The sequence below is a fragment of the Streptomyces sp. NPDC057654 genome (genome assembly GCF_042800135.1).
Classification (GTDB): domain Bacteria; phylum Actinomycetota; class Actinomycetes; order Streptomycetales; family Streptomycetaceae; genus Streptomyces.
In genome coordinates this window covers 1-3,057 of sequence record NZ_JBHVHQ010000971.1, presented here as the reverse complement: position 1 = coordinate 3,057, position 3,057 = coordinate 1, and the positions used below count along the sequence as shown (strand labels likewise).

5 protein-coding genes are annotated in these 3,057 nt (G+C 75.9%); all 5 read right to left on the bottom strand.

The window, feature by feature from the left end:
• Window positions 1–60: 60 nt before the first annotated feature.
• Window positions 61–696, bottom strand: a complete 636-nt coding sequence (locus tag ACFU99_RS39070) for a hypothetical protein (protein ID WP_384402113.1) — start codon at window positions 694–696, stop codon at window positions 61–63.
• The gene (locus ACFU99_RS39065; RefSeq protein ID WP_384402110.1) at window positions 671–1,474 is read right to left on the bottom strand and encodes an FkbM family methyltransferase; all 804 of its coding nucleotides are present in this window, start codon (window positions 1,472–1,474) and stop codon (window positions 671–673) included. Before ACFU99_RS39065 ends, ACFU99_RS39070 begins: the two co-directional genes overlap by 26 nt.
• A complete protein-coding gene (locus ACFU99_RS39060; RefSeq protein WP_384402107.1) occupies window positions 1,471–1,683 on the bottom strand; it encodes a Trm112 family protein in 213 nt (70 codons plus the stop codon). Before ACFU99_RS39060 ends, ACFU99_RS39065 begins: the two co-directional genes overlap by 4 nt.
• Entirely contained in the window at window positions 1,673–2,608 is a 936-nt protein-coding gene (locus ACFU99_RS39055; RefSeq protein ID WP_384402104.1) for a DMT family transporter, read from the bottom strand. Before ACFU99_RS39055 ends, ACFU99_RS39060 begins: the two co-directional genes overlap by 11 nt.
• A 2-nt stretch (window positions 2,609–2,610) precedes the next feature.
• On the bottom strand, window positions 2,611–3,057 hold a 447-nt coding region (locus ACFU99_RS39050; RefSeq protein WP_384402101.1), incomplete at its 5' end, for a class I SAM-dependent methyltransferase.

The following is a 3,057-nucleotide window of genomic DNA, read 5'->3' as shown; positions in this document are numbered from 1 at the left end:
GCGCACATGGCTCTCACGGGCCGTGCGCCGCCCCGCCTCCGCGATGTGTCAGCCTCCCCCTCACGCGGGGAAGCGCCCCACCGCGTCCGCCCCCACCGCCACCCGTTGCAGCAGCCCCCACGTGAACTCCGCGACGCACTGCCGCCGCGCCCCCGCCGCGTCCGGCGCCGTGAACGCCAGCTGCCAGCGGGTCGGCGCCGTGCCCTCCATCGGGCGGGCCGGGGCGAAGGCCCGCGCCGCCTCGTCGACCGTGCACGTCCACGGGCGCAGGTCCTCAACCGTACGGAGGGCGGGGCCCGCGGCGCCCGGGGCGCGGACCAGCCACTCGTTCCACACGCCGCCGCCCGGCGCGGTCAGCACCTCGAACCGCAGGTCCGGCCAGAGCGGCACCGGCCAGGTCAGCGCCTCGCAGCTCAGATCGCCGACGCGGCGCTCCGCCACGGCCTCGGGCGGGCCCAGCACCGAGCGGTAGCGGGATGCCGCGCCGCGCCGCCTCGACGAGTGCAGCATGGCCTGCCAGCGGCGGTTCGCCTCGCGCATCTCCGGGCGCTCCACGCCCAGTTCGCGCAGCGCGTCCTCGACCAGGCCCGGCTGATGGTCGGCCATCCGGCGCAGCAGTACGAGCTGGAACTGGAGCGGGCCGAACGGCGGCGGCTGGGCGGCGGAGGGGTCACGCGTGGAGCTCATGCGCCCCATCGTCGCGCACGCACGCCTCGCCGGGCCGCTCGGTGTCGGGGAGGAACAGCACCGAGTTCACGTAACGGGGCCGGCCCGGCGCCAGCGAGCGGCGCAGCAGCCCGTGGTCGGCGACATGGGCCGTGCGGGCCTGGTGGGCGGCCAGGTCGAACTCCGCGAGCGGCACCCACTCGCCGCCGGGCAGCACCCACCCCTGGTAGCCGTGCTCCGCCAGCAGCGCGAGCACCGGGCCGGGCGGCTGGATGCGGCACTCCAGCTCGACGAAGAGCGCGGGGCGCTCGCGGCGCAGCAGCCGCCGCGCGCCGCGCAGCACGGCCGCCTCGCCGCCGTCCACGTCCACTTTGAGCAGGGTCACGCCGGTGAGCGCCAGGTCGTCCAGGGCCAGGCACGGCACGGTGAGCGCCGCGCCGTGCACGGGGCGGCGTACGAGCGAGGAGACGCCGCGGTCGCCGCGCCCGTCCGGGGGCAGCCAGAGCGTGGCCACGCCGGACCGGTCGGCCGCCGCGGCCTGCACGACCTCGACGTTGCCGGGTGCGGTGGCGGCCAGCGCGCGGGCCAGGTGCGGTACCGGCTCCACGGCGACGACCCGGTCGGCGCGCCGGGCCAGGGGCCGCGCCCACGGCCCGTACCAGCCGCCCACGTCGACGGCGGTGCCGCCGCGCGGGCAGAAGTCCGGGAGTCGGCGCAGCTCCGGTTCGAAGCGCGGATAGAGCCGGGCGGCGGTCGCGGCGACCATCCGGGGCGGCAGCCGCCGGGCGCAGCGGGCGGCGAGGGTCACGAGGCGCCGATCTGTTTCAGCAGCCGCTCGTGCTCGTCGTCGGAGACCGGTTCGCCGCTGGAGGGGAGGAGCTGCGGGATGCCGTCGACGATGGGGTAGCGGCGGCGCAGCCGCGGGTTGTAGAGGAGGTTCTCGGTCTCGACGAGGGAGAGCGGGCCCTTGTCGAGCGGACAGGCGAGGATTTTCAGCAGGGGGTCGTCAGGCTTCATGGCGCACGTCCTTTCTGTTCAAGTCCTTTGAGGCAAGGGGGTGTTGACTCGTCTGGGGAGTGTCCTCGCGCGGCAGGGTCAGGAGGACCGCCACGGCCAGCGCGGTCCCGCCCAGGCGCAGCGCGAGGCGCACCGGATCGGCGGGCAGCGGCTCGCCGAACGCGAACGTGCCGCAGGCGACCGTGAAGACGGAGGTGACCGTCGTGCACACGGGCACGATCAGGGAGGCGCGGCAGCGCTGCAAGGCGGTCTGCGACAGCACCAGCCCGGTCGCCCCGGTGAACAGCAGCAGATACGGGTAGGGCGAGGCCAGCAGGTCGAGGGCCGCGCCGCCGACGCTGTGCGTGGTCAGCAGCCCCGACACGCCCTTGATGGCCAGCGAGCTCACCCCGTACAGCAGGCCGACCGCCGACCCGTACCCCACGCCCGTAGGCCGCTGCCCGCGCCCGGCGCGCCGTTCGGCGGCCCCGTACAGCAGCAGCCCAGCCGCCAGCGAGGGCAGGCAGACGGCGAGCAGCGTGCCGGTCGGCGCGGAGCGGCTGATGGGGTCGGCCGCGCCTTGGAGCGAGGCGACGACCATGAGGAGCGCGCAGAGGATTCCGGCGATGGAGCGCCGCTCGCGGGCGCTCGTACGCTCCCCCAGGACGACGGAGGACAGCAGGAGCAGCAGCACCATCCCGGAGACGAACAGGCCCTGCGCGGCGGCGATGGGCAGGGTGCGGTAGACCGCCAGCTGGGCGGCGAAGCCCAGCGCGAGCGCGCACGAGCCGCCGATCCACAGCGGGCTGCCGAGCAGCAGCCGCACCGCTCGGAGCGGCCTGCCGGAGCTGAGCGCCGGAAGCCCGGTGAGGGCGCGCTTCTCCAGGACGAAGCCCGCGCTGTACGCGACGTTCGCCAGCAGCGCCGCCAGTACGCCCCACAGCACGGCTACGCCTTCCGCGCGTGCGCCAGCAGGATCGAGGCGAGCGACGGCGCCCGGCAGGCCGCGCGGTCCAGCGGGCGCAGCGGCCGGGGCACGTCGTGGTACGGGGCCCCGTCCAGCTCCACGGGCGCGAACCCGGACGCGGCGAGCAGGCCGCGCAGCGCCCGCGCCGTGAACAGCCGCAGATGGCCCACGACGGCGCTGCCCGGCCGGCCGTGGATCTGACGCAAGCTCACTTCCGAGAAGACGGGCTGCACCCCGGCCAGCAGCAGCGCGCGGTTGTACCAGGCCGCCAAGTTGGGCGTGGACAGCAGGAGATGGCCGCCGGGGCGCAGCACGCGGCGGATCTCCTCCAGGGCCCCGTCCGGGTCCACCAGGTGCTCGATCACCTCGCTGAACAGCACGGCGTCGGCGGCGCCGGACGCGAATGGCAGCCCGCCGCAGGTCAGTTC

What these genes read in the sequence shown, in the direction of transcription:
- ACFU99_RS39070 (WP_384402113.1), bottom strand. Translation starts at nt 696, where the DNA reads ATGGGGCGCATGAGCTCCACGCGTGACCCCTCCGCCGCCCAGCCGCCG.
- ACFU99_RS39060 (WP_384402107.1), bottom strand. Translation starts at nt 1,683, where the DNA reads ATGAAGCCTGACGACCCCCTGCTGAAAATCCTCGCCTGTCCGCTCGAC.